The 21,039-nt window shown below is 71.8% G+C and carries 19 protein-coding genes; 7 read left to right on the forward strand and 12 right to left on the reverse strand.

Annotation, left to right across the window (positions count from 1 at the left end; translation table 11 throughout):
* Positions 1 to 57: 57 nt before the first annotated feature.
* Positions 58 to 1,467 carry an FAD-binding oxidoreductase gene (locus JJI54_RS22250; RefSeq protein ID WP_203075253.1) on the forward strand — a complete coding sequence of 470 codons (1,410 nt, stop codon included), beginning with the start codon at positions 58 to 60 and terminating at the stop codon, positions 1,465 to 1,467.
* Between the two features lie 164 nt (positions 1,468 to 1,631).
* Here the strand turns inward: JJI54_RS22250 and JJI54_RS22255 are convergent, their stop codons facing one another.
* On the reverse strand, positions 1,632 to 2,090 hold the full coding sequence (locus tag JJI54_RS22255) for an Lrp/AsnC ligand binding domain-containing protein (RefSeq protein ID WP_456305609.1): 459 nt from the start codon (positions 2,088 to 2,090) through the stop codon (positions 1,632 to 1,634).
* Positions 2,091 to 2,211: 121 nt separating this feature from the next.
* Between JJI54_RS22255 and putA the strand changes: the two genes are divergently transcribed.
* Entirely contained in the window at positions 2,212 to 5,757 is a 3,546-nt protein-coding gene (putA, locus tag JJI54_RS22260) for a bifunctional proline dehydrogenase/L-glutamate gamma-semialdehyde dehydrogenase PutA (RefSeq protein WP_203075254.1), read from the forward strand.
* Here the strand turns inward: putA and JJI54_RS22265 are convergent.
* A complete protein-coding gene (locus tag JJI54_RS22265; protein ID WP_226381988.1) occupies positions 5,754 to 6,707 on the reverse strand; it encodes an allantoinase PuuE in 954 nt (317 codons plus the stop codon). The genes putA and JJI54_RS22265 overlap by 4 nt on opposite strands.
* Positions 6,708 to 6,820: 113 nt before the next feature.
* Here JJI54_RS22265 and JJI54_RS22270 point away from each other — a divergent pair, with 113 nt between their 5' ends.
* Positions 6,821 to 7,309, forward strand: coding sequence for an ureidoglycolate lyase (locus tag JJI54_RS22270; protein WP_203075255.1), 489 nt, complete (start codon positions 6,821 to 6,823; stop codon positions 7,307 to 7,309).
* A gap of 67 nt (positions 7,310 to 7,376) precedes the next feature.
* Positions 7,377 to 7,613 carry a hypothetical protein gene (locus tag JJI54_RS22275; protein ID WP_203075256.1) on the forward strand — a complete coding sequence of 79 codons (237 nt, stop codon included), beginning with the start codon at positions 7,377 to 7,379 and terminating at the stop codon, positions 7,611 to 7,613.
* On the opposite strand, the gene JJI54_RS22280 is transcribed toward JJI54_RS22275, so the two are convergent.
* The 7 genes from JJI54_RS22280 to JJI54_RS22310 are packed head-to-tail and all read right to left on the reverse strand — an operon-like array spanning position 7,610 to position 15,308.
* The gene (locus JJI54_RS22280) at positions 7,610 to 9,289 is read right to left on the reverse strand and encodes a tannase/feruloyl esterase family alpha/beta hydrolase (protein WP_203075257.1); all 1,680 of its coding nucleotides are present in this window, start codon (positions 9,287 to 9,289) and stop codon (positions 7,610 to 7,612) included. The two genes, JJI54_RS22275 and JJI54_RS22280, sit on opposite strands and share 4 nt — an antisense overlap.
* 23 nt (positions 9,290 to 9,312) lie before the next feature.
* A complete protein-coding gene (locus JJI54_RS22285; protein ID WP_203075258.1) occupies positions 9,313 to 9,732 on the reverse strand; it encodes a cupin domain-containing protein in 420 nt (139 codons plus the stop codon).
* Positions 9,733 to 9,744: 12 nt separating this feature from the next.
* On the reverse strand, positions 9,745 to 10,716 hold the full coding sequence (locus tag JJI54_RS22290; protein ID WP_226381989.1) for a tripartite tricarboxylate transporter substrate-binding protein: 972 nt from the start codon (positions 10,714 to 10,716) through the stop codon (positions 9,745 to 9,747).
* A gap of 53 nt (positions 10,717 to 10,769) precedes the next feature.
* Positions 10,770 to 12,443: a CocE/NonD family hydrolase gene (locus tag JJI54_RS22295; RefSeq protein WP_203075260.1), complete on the reverse strand. Its 1,674-nt coding sequence runs from the start codon at positions 12,441 to 12,443 to the stop codon at positions 10,770 to 10,772.
* A 4-nt stretch (positions 12,444 to 12,447) separates the two neighbouring features.
* The gene (locus JJI54_RS22300) at positions 12,448 to 13,416 is read right to left on the reverse strand and encodes a Bug family tripartite tricarboxylate transporter substrate binding protein (protein ID WP_203075261.1); all 969 of its coding nucleotides are present in this window, start codon (positions 13,414 to 13,416) and stop codon (positions 12,448 to 12,450) included.
* 39 nt (positions 13,417 to 13,455) lie between these two features.
* Positions 13,456 to 14,415 carry a tripartite tricarboxylate transporter substrate-binding protein gene (locus tag JJI54_RS22305; protein ID WP_203075262.1) on the reverse strand — a complete coding sequence of 320 codons (960 nt, stop codon included), beginning with the start codon at positions 14,413 to 14,415 and terminating at the stop codon, positions 13,456 to 13,458.
* A complete protein-coding gene (locus JJI54_RS22310; RefSeq protein ID WP_203075263.1) occupies positions 14,412 to 15,308 on the reverse strand; it encodes a polysaccharide deacetylase family protein in 897 nt (298 codons plus the stop codon). The genes JJI54_RS22305 and JJI54_RS22310 overlap by 4 nt, the downstream gene beginning before the upstream one ends.
* 158 nt (positions 15,309 to 15,466) lie before the next feature.
* Here JJI54_RS22310 and JJI54_RS22315 point away from each other — a divergent pair, with 158 nt between their 5' ends.
* Positions 15,467 to 16,156, forward strand: coding sequence for a GntR family transcriptional regulator (locus tag JJI54_RS22315; protein ID WP_203075264.1), 690 nt, complete (start codon positions 15,467 to 15,469; stop codon positions 16,154 to 16,156).
* Positions 16,153 to 17,073 carry an ABC transporter substrate-binding protein gene (locus JJI54_RS22320; protein WP_203075265.1) on the forward strand — a complete coding sequence of 307 codons (921 nt, stop codon included), beginning with the start codon at positions 16,153 to 16,155 and terminating at the stop codon, positions 17,071 to 17,073. The genes JJI54_RS22315 and JJI54_RS22320 overlap by 4 nt, the downstream gene beginning before the upstream one ends.
* On the opposite strand, the gene JJI54_RS22325 is transcribed toward JJI54_RS22320, so the two are convergent.
* Positions 17,046 to 18,338: an amidase gene (locus JJI54_RS22325; protein ID WP_203075267.1), complete on the reverse strand. Its 1,293-nt coding sequence runs from the start codon at positions 18,336 to 18,338 to the stop codon at positions 17,046 to 17,048. The genes JJI54_RS22320 and JJI54_RS22325 overlap by 28 nt on opposite strands.
* Entirely contained in the window at positions 18,335 to 19,156 is an 822-nt protein-coding gene (locus tag JJI54_RS22330; protein WP_203075268.1) for a GntR family transcriptional regulator, read from the reverse strand. Before JJI54_RS22330 ends, JJI54_RS22325 begins: the two co-directional genes overlap by 4 nt.
* Before the next feature lie 29 nt (positions 19,157 to 19,185).
* Here JJI54_RS22330 and JJI54_RS22335 point away from each other — a divergent pair, with 29 nt between their 5' ends.
* On the forward strand, positions 19,186 to 20,091 hold the full coding sequence (locus JJI54_RS22335; RefSeq protein WP_203075269.1) for a polysaccharide deacetylase family protein: 906 nt from the start codon (positions 19,186 to 19,188) through the stop codon (positions 20,089 to 20,091).
* Here the strand turns inward: JJI54_RS22335 and JJI54_RS22340 are convergent.
* Entirely contained in the window at positions 20,084 to 21,037 is a 954-nt protein-coding gene (locus JJI54_RS22340; RefSeq protein WP_203075270.1) for a Bug family tripartite tricarboxylate transporter substrate binding protein, read from the reverse strand. The two genes, JJI54_RS22335 and JJI54_RS22340, sit on opposite strands and share 8 nt — an antisense overlap.
* Positions 21,038 to 21,039 lie beyond the last annotated feature (2 nt).

Raw genomic sequence — 21,039 nt, forward strand, 5'->3', positions numbered from 1 at the left:
CAAAGTGCTGCTTCCCGGCGCGCGCGGCCGATGCTTCCTGGCGTCAGGAGATCGCCCATGCAAGCCGACCTGCCCGCCTTCCTGAATGCGCTGGCCGACATCCCGGCCATCACCGACCCCGTGCTGGTCCGCCAGCGCAGCCGGGACATGAGCGGCGCCTTCAGCCCGGTGCTCAAACGTGAAGCGAAGGACCGCAGCGCCGATGTGCTGCTGCGGCCGCGGAACCGCGAGGACGTGCTGCGCATCGCCGCCGCCGCCGCGCGCGCCAAGGTCCCGCTGATCGCGCGCGGCGCCGGCACCGCCAATTTCGGCCAGGGCATCCCGCTGCGGGGCGGCGCGCTGCTGGACATGACGGCGCTGGACAGCGTGGTGTGGCATCGCGGCCCCGTGGTGCGGGCGGAATGCGGCATCCGGCTCATCGACCTCGATGCCGCGACAAAGCCGGCGGGGTATGAGCTGCGGATGCATCCCTCGACGCGCCGCGCCTCCACGCTCGGCGGCTATCTCGGCGGCGGGCATGCGGGGGTGGGCAGCTGCCAATACGGCATCCTGCGCGACCGCGGGAACATCCTGGCGCTGCAGGTGGTGAGCGTGGAGGAGGAGCCGCGCATCGTCGAATTGCGTGGTCCGGACGTGAATTTGGTGCACCACGCCTATGGCGCCAACGGGCTGATCCTGGAGGCGGAGATGCCCCTCGCCCCCGCCTGGGCGTGGCAGGAGGCGATGGTCTGCTTCCCCGACTTCATGCAGGCGGTCCGCTTCGGCCATGCGCTGGCGGTCAGCGACGGCATCATCAAGAAGCTGATCTGCCTGCACCAATGGCCCCTGCCCTCGCTCATCCCGCCGCTGGCGGGCGCGATGCGGGAGGGGCAGCACATGGCGATCTGCATGGTCGCCGCGCCATTCTTCGAATCCTTCGAAAGCCTGGCGCGGGATTTCGGCGGCACCATCACGGCGACGGCGGCGGAGGGCCAGGGCAGCTATGGCGCGCCGGCCTATGAATTCGCCTGGGGGCACACGCGCTTCCACGTCAACAAGCAGGACCGCAGCCTGGTGAACTGCATCGGGCTCTACCGCGATCCGGGCCTGGTGGAGTCGATCGCGCGCTCCGTGAAGCGCTTCGCGGGCCTCGGCCCCTTCCACCTGGAGGCGAAGCGCCTCGATGGCACGCTGTCCTTCCAGGGCTCTCCGCTGTTCCGCTACGAGGATGAGGCGCAGCTGGCCGCGGTGACGGCGGGGATGCAGGAAGACGGCGCGATCGGTGCCAACAACCACACCTTCCTGGTGCGGGAGAACGGCATGAAGCCGGTCGATGAGACGGAGATCGCCTTCAAGCGGGCGATGGACCCCTACAATCTGCTGAACCCCGGCAAGCTGGCCATCGACCAGGCCTCGGTCGCTGCCAGCGCGGGGGCGAAGATCGGGGCGAGCGGCTGGACCTATGCGGGGGCGAAGGCGGCGGAGTGATTCCACCGCACGCGCGGAGTGACCTGCGGCCGGCAAAGCCGGCCGAGGCCGCGACGGGTGCCCATGCACGTTGCTTCACAACGTGCATGGGGTCCCGGAATGCGGCCCGCGGCATGTGCCGCGAAGCCAAGCGGCCGGAGGCCGCGCCCGGCGTCTGAGGGCAATCAGAGGAGGCGCAGCGGGCCATCATTCTTGACCTCCTCCATCACGGCGTAGGTCCGCGTCTCCTTCACCCCGGGCAGGCTCAGCAGCACCTCGCCCAGGAAGCGGCGATAGGCGGCCATGTCGGCGAGCCGCGCCTTGACCAGGTAGTCGAAGCCGCCGGCGACCATGTGGCATTCCAGCACCTCCGGTGCGCGCGTCACGGCCTCCGCGAAGCGGGCGAAGGCGTCGGGGGTGGTCTTGTCGAGCAGCACCTCCACGAAGGCCAGCAGGCCGAGGCCGAGCTTCTGGGGGTTCAGCCGGGCGCTGAAGCCCAGGATGTAGCCCTGGGCCACCAGGCGGCGGAAGCGCTCGCTGGTGGCGGCGGGGGAGAGGCCGATGCGCTCGGCCAGCTCCGCATCGGTGATGCGGCCGTCGCGCTGGAGGATGTCCAGCAGGCGGAGGTCGATCCTGTCCAGCACCGGTGATCCTTCGGGTTTATGGGCTTCTGGCCATTGATCCTATGGCCACCGGCACAAAACGCCAGATGGTGATCCGGCGTCGCGGCCCCTAGCCTTCGGGCGCCGAGACGGAGCCGCCGCCATGACCCCGCCCTTTGCCGACCTGCTGGCCGATGCGCCTGCCCGCGAAGCGCTGCGCCGCACCGTCACCGCCGCCACGCGACGTGCGGAGACGGATTGCCTGCCACCGCTGATCGAGGCCGCGCGGCTCGACGGCGCTGCCCAGGCCGAGGCGACGGCGCTGGCGCGGGACCTCGTCACGACGCTCCGCGCCCGCCCCCGCCGCGGCGGGGTGGAGGCGCTGGTGCAGGAATTCTCGCTCTCCTCGGAGGAGGGCGTCGCGCTGATGTGCCTCGCGGAGGCGCTGCTGCGCATCCCCGACGACGCGACGCGCGATGCGCTGATCCGCGACAAGATCGGCGGCGGCGACTGGGCGGCGCATCTCGGCCATTCGCCCTCCCTCTTCGTCAATGCGGCCACCTGGGGCCTGGTGGTGACGGGGCGGCTGAGCGCGACGGCGACCGAGGGCGGGCTGGGCGCGGCGCTGACCCGGCTGGTGGCGCGGGCCGGGGAGCCCGTGATCCGCCGCGGCATGGACATGGCCATGCGCATGATGGGGGAGCAGTTCGTCCGCGGCGAGACGATCGAGGAAGCGCTGAGGCGCGCCCGCGCCATGGAGGCGAAGGGCTTTCGCCATTCCTTCGACATGCTGGGCGAGGCGGCGATGACGGCGGCGGATGCCGCCCGGTATCTGAGCGCCTATGAGGGCGCGATCCACGCCATCGGCCAGGCGAGCGCCGGGCGCGGGATCATGGAGGGTCCGGGCATCTCCATCAAGCTCTCCGCGCTCCATCCGCGCTATTCCCGCGCGCAGCGGGGCCGCGTGATGGCGGAGCTGCTGCCGCGGCTGCTCGGCCTGGCGCGGCTGGCGCGGCGCCATGACATCGGACTGAACATCGATGCGGAGGAGAGCGAGCGGCTGGAGCTGTCGCTCGATTTGCTGGAGGCGCTCTGCGCGGACCCGGCGCTGGCGGGCTGGAACGGCATCGGCTTCGTCATCCAGGCCTATCAGCGGCGCGCGCCCTTCGTCATCGACGTCGTCGCCGACATGGCGCGGCGGACCGGGCGGCGGATGATGGTGCGGCTGGTGAAGGGCGCCTATTGGGACAGTGAGATCAAGCGCGCGCAGCTGGACGGCCAGGCGGACTTCCCGGTGTTCACGCGCAAGGTCCATACGGATGTCTCCTACCTCGCCTGTGCGAAGCGGATGCTGGCGGCGCCGGATGCGATCTTTCCCCAATTCGCCACGCACAACGCGATGACGGTCGGCGCCATCCACGCCATGGCGGGGCCCGATGCGGATTACGAATTCCAGTGCCTGCACGGGATGGGGGAGCCGCTCTATGAGGCGGTGGTGGGGCGGCTCGGCCGCGCCTGCCGCATCTACGCGCCGGTCGGCACACATGAGACGCTGCTGGCCTATCTGGTCCGGCGGCTGTTGGAGAACGGCGCCAATTCCTCCTTCGTCAACCGCATCCATGACCCGGCCGTGCCGGTGGAAGCACTGCTGGAGGATCCCGTCGCGGTGGCGTCCTCGCTGACCCCGGTGGGACGCCCGCATGACGGTATCGCGGCGCCGCGCGCGATCCTCGGCGCGTCGCGCGCCAACAGCGCGGGGATGGACCTGGCGGATGAGGACAGGCTGGAAGCGCTGGCCGCGACGCTGCGCGCCGGCACGCTGGATGCCGGCAGCGAAGCACGCCCCGTGCTGAACCCCGCCGACACGCGCGACATCGTCGGCACGGTGCGCGACGCGACGCCCGATGCCGTGCAGGCCGCGATCGCCGCCGCCGATGCCGCCGCGCCCGGCTGGGAAGCGACACCCGCCGCGACCCGCGCCGCGATGCTGGAACGCGCCGCCGACCTCATGGAGGCGCGCATGCCGGCGCTGCTCGGCCCGATCGTGCGGGAAGCCGGGAAGTCCCTGCCCAACGCCATCGCGGAGGTGCGGGAGGCCGTCGATTTCCTGCGCTACTACGCGGCGGAATCGCGCGGGCTGGCGGGACGTGCGCTCGGGCCCATCGCCTGCATCGCGCCGTGGAATTTTCCCCTCGCCATCTTCACGGGGCAGGTCGCCGCCGCGCTCGCCGCGGGGAACACGGTGCTCGCCAAGCCGGCCGAGGAAGTGCCGCTGATCGGCGGAACAGCCGTCGCGATCCTGCATGAGGCTGGCGTGCCGCGGGACGTGCTGCACCTCGTTCTGGGCGATGGCACGGTCGGCGCGGCGCTGGTCGCGGACCCGCGCGTGCAGGGCGTGATGTTCACGGGATCGACGGAGGTCGCGCGCCTCATCAACCGTGAACTCGCGAAACGCCTCGGGCGGGATGGGCTGCCGGTGCCGCTGGTGGCGGAGACGGGCGGGCAGAATGCGCTGGTGGTGGACAGTTCTGCCCAGCCGGAACAGGTGGTGGCGGATGTGCTGGCCTCCGCCTTCGACAGCGCCGGCCAGCGCTGCTCCGCGCTGCGGCTGCTCTGTGTGCAGGAGGAGGTGGCGGAAACCGTCATCGCCATGCTGAAGGGCGCGATGGCGGAGCTGCGTGTGGGGCGGCCAGATCGCCTCGACACCGATGTGGGGCCGGTGATCTCCGCCGAGGCGAAGGCGGGGCTGCTGGCGCATGTGGAGGCGATGCGCGAGGCCGGCCACGCCATGCATGCGCTGGCCCTGCCGCCGGACTGCGACCACGGCCACTTTGTCGCGCCGACGCTGATCGAGATCGACGACGTGAGCGCCCTGACGAAGGAAGTTTTCGGCCCTGTCCTGCATGTGCTGCGCTTCCGGCGCGACGGGATGGAGGCGCTGATCCGCGACATTGCCGCCACCGGCTATGCGCTGACCTTCGGCGTTCATTCGCGCATCGACGAGACCATCGACCGCCTGGTGGAGGCCGCGCCGGCGGGCAACGTCTATGTCAACCGCAGCATCATCGGCGCCGTCGTCGGCGTGCAGCCCTTCGGCGGGCATGCCCTGTCCGGCACCGGGCCCAAGGCGGGCGGGCCGCTCTATCTGCGGCGGCTGATGCGCGCCGCGCCGGATGCGCGCAGTGCGGCGGCGACACCGGCGGCGGAGAGCTTTCTCGCCTGGCTTCAGGCCGCCGGCCATGACGAGGCCGCCGCCTTCTGCGCCGATGCCATCGCGGCCTCGCGCCTCGGCGAGGACCGGCTGCTGCCGGGCCCGGTCGGCGAGAGCAACCGCTACCGTGTGGAACCGCGCGGCCGCGTCCTGTGCGTGCCCGTCACGGAAGATGGCGCCTGGTGTCTCGCGGCCGCCGCGCTCGCCGCCGGCAATGCGGTGCGTGTCGTGGCACCCGCCTCCTTCCGCCTGCCGCCCGGCCTGGTGGAGCGCGTGGAGGCCGTGCAGGCGGAGGATTGTGCCGCCGTGCTGGCGGAAGCGGAGGGCACGGCACTGGTCACGCTCGCGCAGCACATCGCCGCGCTGGATGGGCCGGTCCGACCCGTCCTGGCGCTCCGCGATGCCGCCTCGCTCGACATGCTGGTGGCGGAGCGCGCCATCAGCACCAACACCGCGGCGGCTGGCGGCAATGCCAGCCTGATGAGCCTCGCGGCCTAGGGCCCGACCTTCGCGATCTGCTCCATGCCCGGCTGGTACGGGAAGGTCGCGCGCCAATGCTCCGCGATCTCCGCCCGACGCGCGACCCAGACCCCCTCGAACTTCCCGATATAGTCGAGGAAGCGCATCAGCCCCGCCGCGCGCGCGGGATGGCCGATGGAGCGGAGATGCAGGCCGCAGGACATCATCTTCGGCTGCGTCCGTCCCTCCGCATACAGCATGTCGAACTGGTCCTTGAGGAACTGGAAGTAGTCCTCCGAGGTCGCGAAGACGCCGCGGCCGAACTTGCTGTCGTTGGTCACCAGCGAATAGGGCACGATGAGCTGCGGCTTGCCGTCCTGCAGCACCCAGTAGGGCAGCTCGTCATTGTAGCAGTCGCTGTCGTAGCGGAAGCCGCCTTCCTCCACGAGAAGCCCGCGCGTGTGCACGCTGGGTCCATAGCGGCAATACCAGCCGAGCGGGCGCGACCCGATGGTGCGCTGCAGGCTCTCCACCGCCAGGCGGATATGCTCGCGCTCCTGCTCCTTGGTCAGCTTGTAGTGCTCGATCCAGCGCCAGCCATGGCAGCAGATATCGTGCCCGGCCTCCCGGATCGCCTCGGCCGCGGGCGGGTGGCGTTCCAGCGCCAGGGCGCAGGCGAAGATCGTCATCGGCCAGTTGCGCTCCGCGAAAAGCCGCATGATGCGCCAGAAGCCGACGCGGACGCCGTATTCGAACATGCCCTCCGCCGCCAGGTCGCGGCCGCCGGCGGGCACGACATTGGCCGCGCTCTCCGTCAGCGTGGCCTCGGAGAATCCGTCGCCATCCATCAGCGAGTATTCGGACCCTTCCTCGTAGTTCATGACGAAGTTGATCGCGATGCGCGCGCCGCCGGGCCAGCGGGGATGCGGCGGGTTGCGGCCATAGCCGATGAGGTCCCGGGCATAGGGGCCGGTCAGGGCGGAGGACATGGGCGCTGCTCCGTGGTCATCCCGCCATCATGCCGCAAGCCGCGCGCCGCGCCAGCCATTGGAGCGGCCGCGCGCTTCCGCCATGCTGGCGCCTTCGCTGGAAGGACCACCGCATGACCCGCCGCCTGGTGCTGCAACCGCTGACGCAGGCGGCCTTCGCCCCCTTCGGCGATGTGGTGGAAGCCCCGCCGCCGGGGGCGCGCTTCCTGCTCGACCAGACCATCGGCGGCACCGATGGCGCGACGCAGCCGCGCCTGTCCTTCAGCTGCTCGGAGCCCTGGGCCCTGCCGCTGGAGGCGACGCGGATGGAGCGGCACAACCGCTCCTCCCAATGCTTCGCGCCCATGGATGTGGCGCGCTGGGTGATCCTGGTCGCGCCCGATGCCGGCGGAAGGCCGGCGGAGGCGGGGCTGCGCGCCTTCCTCGCCCGCGGCGACCAGGCCGTGAACTACCGCACCGGCACCTGGCACCACCCCGTCCGGGTGCTGGACCGGCCCGGCCGCTTCGCCGTGCTGATGTGGACCACCGGCACCACCGCGGATGACGAGGAATGGGCCACGCTGGCGGAGCCGGTCTCGATCCATCCGGCGGAGCCGGTCTAGATCCATGAGGGCTGACGCTTCGCGCCCGGCACGGTAAGCAGGCGCCACCAATGCCGGAGGATCACGCATGACCCAACAGAACCCGGTCTATCTGCGCTGGCGCGCCGGGCGCCCCCAGCCGGAGGAGGAGCGCTTCGACAACCTCGATGCCGCGCTGGATGCCGTGGAGGCGCGGTGGGAGACGCTGCAGCACCAGGTGCCGCAGATCCTGGACCACCGCCGCATCCTGATGCTGAGCACGGCGGAGATCCTGCAGCTGGCGGAGGAGGAGGACGAGGCCCCCTCCCCCGACGCCAAGGCCTAACGCGCAGGCGCGAACCCCAGCGGGTCCGGCCGGGCGGTGCAGGTGAAACTCTCCGCCCGGTTGGGATCGCCGCTGCCGCTGTAGCGGGCATAGGCGGGGTAGCGGCAGGCCGGCATGGAGCGGACGGTCTGCAGCGTCTCCGGATGGATGTCGAAGGCGGCCGGCGCATCGGGCGGCGCGGTGCCGTCCAGCCAGCCCTCCAGGATCGACAGCGTGTCGAACTGGGAGGGGCCGACGACATTATGGCCGCTGCCAGCCGTGACGTAGAAGCGCAGGAAGCTGTCCGTCTCCGCCTGGCCCATCCGCGCCACCACGCTGCGGTAGTATTCCGCGACCATCGGCGTGCCGACGGCATTGTCGGCGGCGGGCTGCAGCAGGATCAGCTTGCCGCCACGGGCGCGGAAGCGCGTCAGGTCCGGGTCCGTCGCGTCGAAGAGCGTGGAGAGGTATTGCAGCCGCGCGGCGTGGCGCGTGGCCTGGAAGTGGAAGGGGTCGAAGGCCTCGTCCTGCACGATGGCGTGGCGCACCAGGATGGCGGCGAAGTTCAGCACGGCGCCGCGGCGCGGCTCGAACCCCCGCCCCGGCGGCAGCGGGAAGGAAGGCGGCTCCGCGCCCGTGACGTAGAAGGGCCACTGGTAGCGCGGCGCGTCCTCATCCCCCGTCACGCCGAAGCCGGGGTAGCGCGTGATGCCATGCGCGAGCGGCACCTGCATCGACCAGGGCTCCCGGATCGCGTTCACCACGGCGATCTGCGCGTCGCTCAGGCAGCCCTGGCCGCGCGCGCCATCGGGGCAGCGCAGCGTCGCGACATCGTTCGGGCATTCCAGGTAGCGGGCGATGATGCCGTCCCTGACGCCATCGGCCTCGTCGCAGCTCTGCCGCGTGCGCTCCGCCACCAGCCGAACCGCTGCCGCATCCAGCCAGCCGGACACCATGAGCGAACGGATGTGGTTGTCGGCCAGGTGGATGTAGAACCAGCTCAGCACCGGGGAGACGGCGATGACGCCGTCATAGTCATCGGGGAAGCGCTGCGCGACCATCAGCGCCTCGCGCCCCCCCGCTGATTCGCCGTTGAAGATCACGCGGGTTGGCGCGCTTCCATAGGCGGCCTCGATGACGCGCAGCGCCACGTCGCGCGTCTTCTTCATGGACTCGACGCCCCAGTTCCGCATCGCCTCGTCATTGCGCATGAAGGCGACGTCGTTGCCCTGGTGGCCGCCATCGCCGCCGAAGGTCGCGTAGCCCAGCGCGATGGGATAGGGCGCGGTCAGCGGCACGGGATCGAAGCGGGCGGAGGCCTTCTGGCCCGGCGCGGTGATGACGGACCCGCCGAGCCCGCCACCGCCGGATTGCAGCGCGCGGCCGTTCCAGGAAAGCGGCAGGTTGACGTTGAACAGGATGCGTGGCGCCGCGGGATCGACGGGCCGGATCTCCCCCTGCACGTTGCAATGCACGGGCAGCGCCTGCGCGAACTCCCCATCGGGATGCGGGCGTGGTGGCGTTTCCGCCAGGCGCCGCGCCGTGGTGACGGCGGCACCGCCGGTCGGCAGGCCGATGGCGGCGGCGGGAATGGCGAGGCCCGCCAGCTCCTCGCAGCGCTGCAGCGCCGTGGGCTGCGCATCGGCCGGTTGCGCGAGCAGCGCCAGCAGGCCGAGCGTGATCGATACCCGTCTCATTCCCGTTCCCCCCTGTTGCGCCGTCAGCGCGGCGGCGTTGCGCCGACCGGATGGGCGGCGAAGTATTCCGTATCGACGGGCCGCGGCTTCCAGTCCGGATTGGTCGGCCAGTCCACGAAGCGCGTCGCCACATCCTCGCCGTAGCGGACGCGGAACAGCAAGGTCCGCTGCGGGCCGTTGGTGTATTCATGCACCTCGCCCGGCGGGTGCACGACGAAGCGGCCGGGCGTGACATCCACGCTGCCCTCCGGCGTCCACATCACGCCGCCGCCCTCGAAGCAGAAATAGATCTCCGTCGCCCAGGGGTGGCAGTGGTTGGGGCTGACCTGGCCAGGTTCCCAGCAGGCCACGGTGAAGTCGCCGCCGGCGCTGCGGCCGAGGATCTTCTCCACATGGCGCTGCGGGTTCCAGACCTGTTCGGCGCGAAGGTCGAAGCTGTGCATGTCCGTCGTTCCTCAGTTGTCGAGCTGGATGCGGGCCGTGCGGATCACCTCGGCCCAGCGGGACGTCTCCTCCCGCAATCGGGTCGCGAAATCGTCGGGGCTTTCATCCATCGCTTCCAGCGCCTGGCGGCGGAAGGCGTCCTGCGTCGCCTCGCTGCGCGCCACGGCGCCGCAGGCGGCGTGGATGGCGTTGACCAGCGGCGCCGGCGTCGCGCGCGGGACCAGCACGCCGAACCAGGACCGGACATCGAGTGGCGGCTCCCCCGCCTCCGCCAGGGTCGGCACCTCCGGCAGCATGGCGCTGCGCGTGGTGGCGAGCTGCGCGATGGCCCGCGCCCGCCCCGCCGCCAGCAGCGGCTGCACCGCCAGCAGGTTGCTGATGACGAAGTGGATCTGGCCGGAGACGAGGTCCGTCGCGGCATGGGAGCTGCCGCGATAGGGGATGTGGGTCAGCGCCGCGCCGCTGCGGCTGGCGATCAGCTCCCCGGCCAGATGCTGCTGCGATCCCGCGCCGGGGGAGCCGTAGGAGAGGCCGCCTGGCGTGCGCCGCGCCAGCGCCAGCAGTTCCGCCACCGTCGCGGCCGGCACGTTCGGCCCCACCGCGATGACGTTGGGCGAGCTGGCCAGGATCGCGACCGGCGCCAGGTCGCGCTCCACATTGAAGGGCGCGTTGCGGATCAGGCTTGGATTGATGGTCAGGTTGCCCGCGGCGGCGACCAGCAGCGTGGTGCCATCCGGCGCCGCGCGGGCGACGGAAGCGATGCCGATGCTGCCGCCGCCACCGGGCCGGTTCTCCACCACCGCCGGCACGCCGATTTTCGCCTGCAGCCCCGCGGCCAGCAGCCGGGCCAGCGCATCGACGGGCCCGCCCGGCGTGAAGGGCGCCACCAGCGTGACGGCGCGATCGGGCCAGGCGGGCTGCGCGCGGGCCGGCAGGGCGAGTGCCGCGCCGGCCAGCGCCAGCAGGGAACGACGGTTCGTCATGGCCATCTCCTCCCGGCCGCTATCGCGGCTCTGGTTTCGTTACTGCCCGGGCGTCATCGCTCCGGGATCAGCGGCATCAGCAGGAAGCTCTCCCGCGCACCACCCGTCGCGATACTGTTGCGGCCGCCGAAGATGGTGGCGTCGCGGTCGCGCTGGTGGTTGTGCAGGATGCGGCCGGGCCTGCCGGGGTATTCGAAGTCCCGTCCCGCGACGGTCAGCACCAGGCGATGGCCCAGCGGCACGACGAGGCAGGTCGGCCAGATCTCGATGTCCAGCTTCACGAAGGTGCCGGGCTCCAGCGGCTCCACGCGGTCATGCGGATGCCAGGGGCGCCAGGGGGTGGATCGCGCCTCATCCAGCGCGCGATGCGACGCGCGGAGCCAGCCGCGCGCGACGGGCACGGGTTCATGCGCGCCGGTGAAGACGACCTCCTGCCCATCCGGCGCGAAGCAGCGCAGCGTCGCGAAGACATCCATGTCCACCGTGCTGGATGCGACCCAGAGCCGCAGCGCGAGCGGGCCCGTGAATTCCATCGCGGTGTCGAAGGGCGCGGTGGTGAAATCGATGCCCTCGCCGAAGGCGTCGTAGTCCAGCACGGCGTCATCGCCGGGCGCCGTCCAGCCCAGGCTTCGGTCACCCAGGTACAGCTTCGTCCAGTGTGTCCGCGCCAGCGGCCATTCCCGCTCCATGCGCCGCAGGCTGGGGCGGCCGGGATGGCGGATGGAGAGCTGCACGCGCGGCTCGCTCTCCCACCCATTCGCGTCGCCGCGCAGGAAATGGCCGAGGAAGCGCTTCTGCATCGCGACGTAGTCGGGCAGGTAGAAGCTCTCGTAATGCGTGCCGTCATGCATCGAAAGCCATTTGTCGGGCGTGCCCGCCCGCTCGAAGCCCAGCGTATTGCCGCGGAGATGCAGGCCGGGGCCGCCCCAATTGCCCGCGGAGAGCACCGGCACCGTGATGCGCGAGAGGTCCGGCGTGCGTTCGCGCATCCAGCCATCGTCGAGGGGATGTTCCGCGATCTGCTGCGGATGCTCCGACCGGCTGCCCTTCAGGATATCGGCGCTGAAGGCGGCGGGGCCGGTCGTGCGCTCGCCGGTCTCGCGGTCCCGGTGCGGCGTCTCCGCGCTGCCATGCTGGTTCACCAGCGCCTGGCGCGGCCACCAGGCCTCGGTGAAGGAATTGGACAGGATGCCGCCATGGTGGCTCCAGTCCCGGTAGAGGTCCGTGGCACCCTCCCACGGCACGATAGCCGCCAGGTGCTTCGGCCGAAGTGCGGCCACCTGCCACTGCTTGATGGCGAGGTAGGAGACGCCGAGCAGACCGACCTTCCCGTTCGACCAGGGCTGCGTGCCGGCCCAGTCGATCGCCTCCGCGTAATCCTGCGTCTCTCGCGGCGAAAAGGGGTCGAGGTAGCCGGGCGACTTGCCGCTGCCGCGCGAATCGACGTTCACCAGCGCGAAGCCGTCGGGGACGAAGCGCTCGGGGTCCGGCACTTCCCAGCGCAGCCAGCGGCCCGTGCTGCCATCGGTCGCCAGGCCGGGATAGAGCTTCGTCAGCACCGCCCATTGCGGCGTGTAGCCATCGGCGAAGTGGATGTCCTTGCCGTAGATGCCCATGGACATGATGACGGGGAACGGGCCCGGTCCCTCCGGACGGAAGACATTGGCGCGCAGCACCACGCCATCCGCCATGGGGATCGCCACGTCCCGTTCCACGATCATCGTCATGCGATCAATCCACCTGGATGCCCGTGGCGCGGCCGATGCCAGTCCAGCGCTGGAATTCCTCACCGACATAGCGCGCCGCTTCCTCCTGCGGCCCGCCGACGGGATCGAGTCCGGTGGCCTGCAGGCGCGCGCGTACCTCGGGCTCCGCCAGCGCGGCATTCACTTCGGCGTTCATGCGCGCCAGGATCGGGCGCGGCGTCGCGGCGGGGAAAAGGGCCGCGATCCAGGTGGCATCGACGGCTTCGGGGAATCCGAGCTCGACCGCGGTCGGCACATCCGGCAGCGCGGCGGATCGCTGCGCCCCCGTCACCACCACGCCGCGCACGCTGCCCGCGCGCACCTGCTCCACGCCCGTGTTCATCGCGATGGTACCGACATCGACCTGGCGCGACAGCACGGCGGTGACCACGGGCGCGGCGCCGGGGAAGCCGATGGGCTGGACATCCGCGCCGCCCAGCACGCTCAGGATGCGCTCCGCCGAGAGATGGCCGGTGGTGCCCACGCCCGGCACCGCCAGGTTCAGCTGCCGCTGCCTGCCGAGTGCGATCAGCGCGGCCAGATCCGGCGGCCCCGCCTGGGGATGCGTGACGAGCATGTGGGGCGTGGAGGCGACGACGGCCGCGCCGACGAAATCCTCCACCCGGTAGCCCGCGCGCGGCGACAGCGCCGGATTCACGACGAAGGAGGTGGTGGCGAAGAGGATGGTGTGGCCATCCGGCGCCGCGCGCGCCACCTGCTGTGACGCGATGTTGCCGCCGGCGCCGACGCGGTTCTCCACGATGATGGGCTGCGGCAGCTTCGGCCCCAGCGCCTGCGCCATGATGCGCGCCACCACATCCGCCGGCCCGCCCGGCGCGAAGCCGCAGACGAAGCGGATGGGCCGGTCCGGCCAGGCCGGCTGCGCCCGCGCGACGAAGGGCATCATCAGCGCAGCGCCGAGCAGCGCCCGGCGCCGCGGGAACATCATGGTCATTCTTGTTATCCTCCCAGGCAACCCGCGCGTCGCGCGGGCTCAGTCAAGCGAGATGTTCAGCCCGCGCACCACCTCGCCCCAACGCTGCAATTCATCCGCGACGAAGCGGCTGTTCTCCGCCCGCGAACCCCCGATCGGGTCGAAGCCCGTGGCGGCCAGCCGCGCCTGGAAGGCGGGCGTCGCCAGCAGTCGGTTCACGTCGGCGTTCACCTTCTCCAGCACCGCTTCCGGCACCGCGGCCGGGAACAGCACGCAGCACCAGGTGAGGTCGACGATCGGATCGAAGCCCGCCTCCGCCACCGTCGGCACATCCGGCAGCGCGGCCACGCGCCGCGCGCTGGTGACGGCGAGGCCCCGTGCGCGGCCGGACTGCACGATCTGCACCGCCGCCGGCAGCGCGACGGAGGCCATGTCGATCTGCCCGCCCAGCGCCGCCGTCATGGCCGGCCCCGCGCCGGTAAAGGGGATGTGCTCCGCCTGCACCTTCGCGATGGTCTTGAGCAGGTTCTCCGCCGAGAGATGCGGTGTGGACCCGATACCGGCGGAGCCGAAGTTGACGGGACGCCGCCGCCCGATCTCCACCAGGTCCCGCAGCGTCCGCACCTCGCCATCGCCGCGCACGGCGAAGAGGTTCGGCGTGCCCGCGACGACGGAGGCGACGGCGAATTCCTGCGGCCGGTAGCCCGCATTGCGCGACAGGCTCGGATTGACCGCGAAGGCGCTGGTGGTCAGCAGCGCCGTCAGCCCATCCGGCGCCGCGCGCGCCACGGCCTGCGCCGCGATGTTGCCGCCCGCGCCGCCCCGATTCTCCACCACGACGGGATGCGGCCAGACCTCGCTCAGCGCCTGCGCCAGAAGCCGGGCGATGATGTCCGCCGGCCCGCCGGGCGCGAAGGCGACGACGAAGCGCACGGGCCGGTCCGGCCAGGCGGCCTGCGCCCGCGCGCCGATCGCGGGCAGCGCCAGCGCGCCGCCCAGCAGCAGCCGGCGCGCGATCATCGGCTGCTGCCCTCGCAGGTGACCAGCGCCGCGCGATGCGCCTGCATATGCGCCGCGAGCTCGGCGCGCGTGCCCGTCCAGGCCTCCGGCGTCGCCTTCACGATCTTCATGATCTCATCGAAGACCCAGGCGCCGGCGGGGCGGCCATAGACATGGGTGTGGATGGTGACGTCGAGCGTCACGGGCCGCGTCTCGCGCTCCAGGCAGGCCGCGAAGGCGTCCTGGAACTGCTCCAGCATCGCGCGGGCATTGTTGCCGTAGCGGATGGCGCTCGGCAGGTCGTTGATGTCCATGATCAGCGGGATGCCGATGATCTCATGGCCCGAGGCCTCGATGGCGAGGTGCGGCATGTCGTCGTCGTTGCAGTCGCCGTGATGCGTGTAGCCGGCTTCGGCCAGCAGGCGCACATGGATCGGGCTGCCGGTGCCGCGCGGGCTGATCCAGCCGATCGGCTTCTCGCCCGTCAGGTCGCTGATCAGGCCCGTGGTGCGGGTGATGTTCTCCCGCTGCCCGGCCTCGTCCAGATACACGGGGATGATGTCCATGCCGTAGGAATGGGCGATGATCTCATGCCCGCCCTGGTGGATGGCCTTGATCGTGTCCGGCCATTGTTCCGCCAGCACGCCGTTGGTCATCACGCTGGCCTTCACGCCGTTGCGCGCCGCGATCTCCAGCGCCCGCCAGATGCCGCGCACCGCGCCGAACATGCCCCAGGACGCCGCATTGGCATCGTAGAAGCCGGGCTTCAGCGGGTTGCCCATCGGGCCGATGCCGGGGACCACGCCGGGGGACCATCCCTCATAGGCGATGTTGAAGATCACGCCGACGCGCGCGCCGCCGGGGAAGCGGAAATCGGCCTGCGGGCGCAGGATGCGGGGCTTGGGATGGCTCATCGGCTCGTCACTCCCTCAAGGCACCGCCACCCCGGGAAGGGAGGGGAGCGGCATATTTCTTCTGGATGTTCGGGGCATTTTGTCGAAATTCCCGGATCAGGCAACCGGCAAATCGGTGAAAATCTTGCCTCAGGGCGCGACATCGCTAAATTGCCGGCATGGACAGCAGCTTGACCCTGGCCCGCCTGGTGGAAGCGCGGCTGCGCGCGGATATCCTGCATGGCGTGCACCGCCCCGGCGCGAAGCTGCGGCTGGAGGCGCTGCGGGAACGCTATGGCGTCGGCGCTTCGCCCCTGCGCGAAGCGCTCGCGGCCCTGGCGGCGGAGGGGCTGGTGCAGCGCCTGGACCAGCGCGGCTTCCGCGTGGCGGGCGCCGACCAGGCGGCGCTGGCCGATCTGGTGGAGACGCGCTGCCTGGCGGAGACGGCGGCGCTGCGCGCCGCGATCGCGCGCGGCGATGCGGCGTGGGAGGAACGCGTGCTGGTCGCGCATCACCGCCTGGCGCGCGCATCCCGGTCGCTGGAAGCGGATGCCTTCGTGCCCAACCCCGCCTGGGATGCGCTGCACCGGGACTTCCACCTGGCCCTGCTGGAACCCTGCGGCGCGCCCAGCCTGCTGGCCTTCTGCGCGGACCTGCATGACCGCAGCACGCGCTTCCGCAACCTCTCCAACAGCCTTGCCTATCCGCAGCGCGACGTCGCCGCGGAACATGCGGCGCTGTGCGAGGTGACGCTGGCGCGCCGCGCGGAGGACGCCGCGGCGCTGCTGGAGAAGCATTACCGGCACACCGCGAATGTCCTGGGCGATGCGCTGGAGCAGAAGACGGCAGTGGAGAGCGACGCAGGATGAAGACCCTCGACGTGGTCGCCTTCCAGGGCGCGTCCAACCTGCCGATGTGGGTGGCGGAGGAACAGGGCTTCTTCGCGCGGCACGGGCTGCGCGTCACGCTCTCCATCACGCCGAATTCGGTGGAACTGGCGCGGGACCTGCACACGGGCCGGCGCCAGGTGGCGCTGACGGCCTTCGACAACGTCGTCACCTATGTCGAGGGACAGGGCGAGGCGGGGATCGAGGGCGGCACCGACTTCTTCGCCTTCATGGGCATCGACGACGCGGTGCTGAGCCTGATGGCGGCGCCGGGCGTCACGGACATCGCGGGCCTGCGCGGCCAGGCGCTGGCGGTGGATGCGCTGACCACCGGCTACGCCTTCGTGCTGCGGGAGATGCTGCGCCTGTCCGGCCTGACGGAGGCCGAGACGCCCTTCTTCCGCGTTGGCGGCCACGGCATGCGGCTCGATGCGCTGCTGGAAGGCCGCACCGCCGCGACGCTGCTGACCACGCCGCCCGACCTGGTGGCGGAAGCGCGGGGCTTCCGCAGGCTGGCGCGCGCCACCGAGATGATCGGCGCCTATGCCGGCGTGACGGGCAATGCATCCCGCGCCTGGGCCGCGGCGAATCGCGGGACGCTGCTGGCCTTCATCCGCGCCTGGCGCGACGCGGTCGATTGGATCGGCGCTTCCGGCAACCGGGAGGCGGTGGGCGCGCTGTTCCGCGCCCGCATGGGCGGCGCGGCGGCGATCGCGGATGCGGCCTGCGCGCTGTTCATCGACCCCGGGCGGGGCCTGCGCCGCGACCTGTCCATCGATCCCGCGGGGATCGGGACGGTGCTGCGGCTGCGTTCCGCCTATGCCCGGCCGGAACGGCTGCTGAGCGATGCCGGCCGCTACATCGACCTCTCCTACCGCGACGCCGCGCTCAGGGGCTGAAGCGCCGCTTCGGCCCAGGCGCCGCAGGCCAGCAGCGCCGCATCCCGCCCCGCCGGCGCCACCAGCTGGATGCCGAGCGGCAGCCCCGGCGGCCCGCGCCGCACCGGCAGGCCGAGCGAAGGGCCATGCAGCAGCGTCCACAACCCCTGGAAGCGGGAATCGCCGGTGGAGGCGAGGCCGGCCGGCGCCTCCCCCTGCGCGCCGGGCACCAGCAGCGCGTCGCAGCCCGCCATCGCCGCGGGGAAGGCGGCGCGCGCGGCCGTCGCGGCCGCCTGCGCGGCGGCATAATCCGCGAAGGGGGTGGCGCGCCCGGCCTCGATCGCCGCGGCCAGGCGCGGGCTCAGGCGCGGGCGCTCCGCGTGGTATTCCCAGGCCAGGGCGCGCCCGATCTCGAAATCGTTGATCGTGCGACGCACCTCCAGCAGGGCGTCGAAGGCGGGGGGCAGCGTCACCGCCTGCACCTCCGCCCCGGCTTCAGCCAGGCGTGCCGCCGCTTCCTCCACCACCGCGCGCGCCTCCGGCGCCGCCAGCGCCCAGGGATGCACGCGGCAGACCCCGATGCGCGGCGGGCGCGGCATGGCCGTGGCCAGCGCGGGCAGGCCCGCCAGCACCGGCAGCGCCAGCGCCACATCGGCGACGCCGCGCGCGAAGAGGCCGATGGTGTCGAGGCTTTCGGCCATCAGCTTCAGGCCGCCGCGATGGATCAGCCCGAAGCTCGGCTTGAAGCCCACCACGCCGCAGAAGGCCGCGGGGCGCAGCACGGAACCGCCGGTCTGCGTGCCGATCGCGATCGGCACCATCCCCGCCGCGACCGCGGCGGCGGAGCCGGAGGAGGAGCCGCCCGGCGTATGCCCGGGGTGATGCGGGTTGGTCGTCGGCCCCGGCTCCACATAGGCGAATTCCGCCGTCACCGTCTTGCCGAGGACCAGCGCCCCCGCTGCCCGCGCCAGCGCCACGCAGGCGGCATCGGCGCGCGGCTGGTGGCCCGCGAAGATGGCCGACCCCATCGCGGTCGGCAGGTCCGCGGTATCCAGCACATCCTTCACCGCGATGGGCACGCCATGCAGCGCCCCGCGGCGCGGCCCCGCATCCAGCGCCCGCGCGGCGCGCAGCACGGCATCCGGATCGATCGCCGCGAAGGCGCGCACCACCGGGTCCCGCGCCGCGACCTGGTCCAGCAGCGCGCCGGCCACATCCGCGGCGCGCAGCGATCCCTGCGCGATGCGCGCGGCGATCGTGACGGCGTCCAGCCCGGTGATGCTCATTCCCCCTCCCGCCCCGGCAGCCGCAGCGCCGATTCCAGCGTGAATTCGAAGCGTTCGCCATGGAAGCGCACGGCGCCATGCAGCAGCGGCGTGCCGGAGGCCGCGTAGTAGCTGTGCTCCGTCTCCAGCAGCGAGGTGCGGGAGGCGACGCCGAGCAGCTTCGCCACCCGCGCATCCGCCGGCAGGCAGCGCACGGTGTTGACGATGCGGGCGGGCGGTTCGCGCATGGCGGCGCCGAGCAGGGAGATGATCGCCATCTCCTCCAGCATCGCCTGCGTCACGTGGCGGGACACGGCGGGCGGGAACCAGCGCTGTTCGAAGGCGAAGACCTCCTCATCCAGGAAGCGCAGGCGCTCCACATATTCCACCTGCTGCCCGAGCGGCAGCTGGAGCTTCTGGCGCACCCGCTCCGGCGCGGCGACCTGCCGCCGCAGCAGGACCTGGAAGCGGATGCTGCGGCGCGCGGCGCGCATCTCATCCTCGAAGGCCATGCTGACATCGTGGTTGAGCCGTTCCGGCGCCACGAAGGTGCCGCGGCCGCGCCCGCGCGTGACCAGGCCCGCGGCGACGAGATGCGCCATGGCCTGGCGCACCGTCGGGCGGCTGACGCCGAAATGCGTCATGCATTGCGCTTCCGTCGGCATGGCGAAGCCCGCCAGCGCCGCCTGCGCGCCCCGGATCGGCGCCGCCAGGCGTTCCGCCAGCTGCTGGTGCAGCGGCAGCGCGCCGGCGGGATCGAGCGGCGGCAATTGCTGCAGCACGAGGGCCGGTGGCGCGGCGTCCCGCCCCTCGCCTGCCGCGCGGCGCGGGGGCATCATGCCGCCAACCCGTCGCGAAGGACCGTCCGATGAAGCTGCCCGACCAGACCCGCTACGCGCCCAGCGCCATCGTCTCCCGCCCCGACTACAGCTGGCCCGATGGCCGCCGGCTTGCCGTGCAGATCTTCACCAATATCGAGCATCATGCCTTCCGCACGGGTTTGGGCAGCGACAGCACCGTGCCCGGTTCGCCGCAGACGCAGCGCAACTACGCCTGGCGAGACTACGGGAACAGGGTGGGCATCTGGAATATCCTCTCGATGCTGGATGAGCTCGGGCTGCCCGCCGCGCATAACTGCAATTCCGCCGCGCTGGACCTGATGCCGGAGATCGGCCGCGCCCTGGTGGCGCGCGGCGACGAATTCATCGGCCATGGCCGCACCAATGCCGAACGCCAGGAAGGGATGTGGGAGGAGGATGAGCGCCGGCTGATCCAGCAATCCCGCGACGGCCTGGCCCGCCATGCCGGGGTGGCGCCGCGCGGCTGGCTCGGCCCCTGGCTGTCCCAGGGTGCGCACACGCTGGACCTGCTGAAGGAGGAAGGCTTCGACTACATGATGGACTGGCCGGCGGATGACCAGCCCTTCTGGATGGCGACGCGGTCCGGCCCCATCCTCTCCATCCCCTACAGCATCGAGCTGAACGACAGCCCCGCCATGGTGTTCCGCCATCACACGGGGCGCGAATTCGCGCAGATGGTGACGGACCAGTTCGACGAGATGCTGGACCAGTCCCGCCATCGCCCGCTGGTGATGAGCATCGTGCTGCACACCTTCGTCGTCGGCCAGCCCTTCCGGCTGCGCCCGCTGCGCGATGCGCTGAAGCACATCCTGGCGCATCGCGACCGGCTGTGGATCACGCGGCCGGCGGCGCTGGCGGCGCATGTGGCGGGGCTGCCCAAGGGGATCGTGCCGGGCTCCGAGATGCTCAGCTGACGCGGATGCCCGCGCTGCGGATCACCTCGCCGAGGCGCGGCCCTTCCTCCCGCAGGAAGGCGGCGAAGGCCTCGGGCGGGGAGCCGAGCGGCGGGCTCGACAGATCGTCCAGCCGGCGCAGCACCTCCGGCTGCGCCAGCGCGAAGGCGATGCCGGCATGGATGCGGCGGATGGTGGCCTCCGGCGTGCCGGCGGGGGCGAACATCGCGCACCAGTCGGAGAGCGCGAAGCCGGGCACGCCGGATTCCGCGATGGTCGGCGTCTCGGGGTAGGAGGGCAGGCGTTCGGGCGTGCAGACCGCCAGCATCTGCACGCGGTTCGCCTGCAGCAGCGGCAGCGCGGTGGAGGTGGTCATGAAGGCCGCGTCCAGCACGCCCGCCGCCAGGTCCCTCGCCGCATCCGCGCCGCCGCGATAGGGGATGTGTTCCAGCCGCGCGCCGGTGCGCATGCGCAGCATCTCCGCCACCAGGTGCTGCGCCGTGGCATTGCCGGGCGTGCCGTAGCTGACGGGGTTGGCGCGCGCATGCGCCAGGAAGGCGGCGACGTCGCGCGCGGGGAAGCCGTTCTTCACCGCCAGCAGCTGCGGCCACAGCACCACCTGGCTGACGGGAGCGAAGGCGGTCGCATAGTCGAAGGGCAGGCCACTCAGCAGGAAGGGGTTGGTCGCGTGGCTCAGCGTGGTGAAGAGCAGCGTCGCGCCATCCGGCGCCGCCTGCGCCACCGCCGATGCCGCGATGGTGCCGCTGGCGCCGGCGCGGTTCTCCACCACCACGGAGGCGCCGAGATGCTCGCCGAGGCGCGGCGCGATCAGCCGCGCGACGGTATCGGCGGCGCCACCTGGCGCGAAGCCCACCAGCAGGCGGATGGCGCGCGTGGATTGCGCGCGGGCGATGCCGGGCAGCGCCAGCAGCGCCAGCGCGGCGCGGCGGGGAAGGCGGAGGGTCATGG

Source organism: Falsiroseomonas ponticola, assembly GCF_016805305.1.
Lineage (GTDB): Bacteria > Pseudomonadota > Alphaproteobacteria > Acetobacterales > Acetobacteraceae > Falsiroseomonas > Falsiroseomonas ponticola.

Coding starts and splice junctions, on each gene's coding strand:
- JJI54_RS22250 (WP_203075253.1), top strand. CDS start 58: ATGCAAGCCGACCTGCCCGCCTTCCTGAATGCGCTGGCCGACATCCCG.
- putA (WP_203075254.1), top strand. CDS start 2,212: ATGACCCCGCCCTTTGCCGACCTGCTGGCCGATGCGCCTGCCCGCGAA.
- JJI54_RS22265 (WP_226381988.1), bottom strand. CDS start 6,707: ATGTCCTCCGCCCTGACCGGCCCCTATGCCCGGGACCTCATCGGCTAT.
- JJI54_RS22270 (WP_203075255.1), top strand. CDS start 6,821: ATGACCCGCCGCCTGGTGCTGCAACCGCTGACGCAGGCGGCCTTCGCC.
- JJI54_RS22275 (WP_203075256.1), top strand. CDS start 7,377: ATGACCCAACAGAACCCGGTCTATCTGCGCTGGCGCGCCGGGCGCCCC.
- JJI54_RS22280 (WP_203075257.1), bottom strand. CDS start 9,289: ATGAGACGGGTATCGATCACGCTCGGCCTGCTGGCGCTGCTCGCGCAA.
- JJI54_RS22285 (WP_203075258.1), bottom strand. CDS start 9,732: ATGCACAGCTTCGACCTTCGCGCCGAACAGGTCTGGAACCCGCAGCGC.
- JJI54_RS22290 (WP_226381989.1), bottom strand. CDS start 10,716: ATGACGAACCGTCGTTCCCTGCTGGCGCTGGCCGGCGCGGCACTCGCC.
- JJI54_RS22295 (WP_203075260.1), bottom strand. CDS start 12,443: ATGACGATGATCGTGGAACGGGACGTGGCGATCCCCATGGCGGATGGC.
- JJI54_RS22300 (WP_203075261.1), bottom strand. CDS start 13,416: ATGACCATGATGTTCCCGCGGCGCCGGGCGCTGCTCGGCGCTGCGCTG.
- JJI54_RS22305 (WP_203075262.1), bottom strand. CDS start 14,415: ATGATCGCGCGCCGGCTGCTGCTGGGCGGCGCGCTGGCGCTGCCCGCG.
- JJI54_RS22310 (WP_203075263.1), bottom strand. CDS start 15,308: ATGAGCCATCCCAAGCCCCGCATCCTGCGCCCGCAGGCCGATTTCCGC.
- JJI54_RS22315 (WP_203075264.1), top strand. CDS start 15,467: ATGGACAGCAGCTTGACCCTGGCCCGCCTGGTGGAAGCGCGGCTGCGC.
- JJI54_RS22320 (WP_203075265.1), top strand. CDS start 16,153: ATGAAGACCCTCGACGTGGTCGCCTTCCAGGGCGCGTCCAACCTGCCG.
- JJI54_RS22325 (WP_203075267.1), bottom strand. CDS start 18,338: ATGAGCATCACCGGGCTGGACGCCGTCACGATCGCCGCGCGCATCGCG.
- JJI54_RS22330 (WP_203075268.1), bottom strand. CDS start 19,156: ATGATGCCCCCGCGCCGCGCGGCAGGCGAGGGGCGGGACGCCGCGCCA.
- JJI54_RS22335 (WP_203075269.1), top strand. CDS start 19,186: ATGAAGCTGCCCGACCAGACCCGCTACGCGCCCAGCGCCATCGTCTCC.
- JJI54_RS22340 (WP_203075270.1), bottom strand. CDS start 21,037: ATGACCCTCCGCCTTCCCCGCCGCGCCGCGCTGGCGCTGCTGGCGCTG.